Genomic DNA, 238 nt, shown 5'->3' on the forward strand with positions numbered 1-238 from the left:
CTGAAAACTCTACTTCCGCTTTCGTACAAGAAGTATTAACTGGAATCGATAAAAAGAATATTGGTGTTGAATTAGGAATTGAAGCACAGGTAACTCCAACTATTAAATTGAAAGGAGCTGCTTCTGTAGGGGAATATACTTATGATAACAATCCTGACTTATACTTAACATCTGCAAGTTTTGAATCGGCTGACGGTTCTATTTCTTACGGACAAGCAAATTTAAAAGATTATAAAGT

The 238-nt window shown here is 34.0% G+C and carries 1 protein-coding gene; it reads left to right on the forward strand.

Annotation, left to right across the window (positions count from 1 at the left end):
- Positions 1-238: hypothetical protein (locus EGM88_RS14670; protein ID WP_148084093.1), on the forward strand; the 238-nt coding region annotated here is incomplete at both ends.

It is taken from the genome of Aureibaculum marinum (genome assembly GCF_003813905.1).
In the GTDB taxonomy this organism is placed as follows: Bacteria; Bacteroidota; Bacteroidia; order Flavobacteriales; family Flavobacteriaceae; genus Aureibaculum; species Aureibaculum marinum.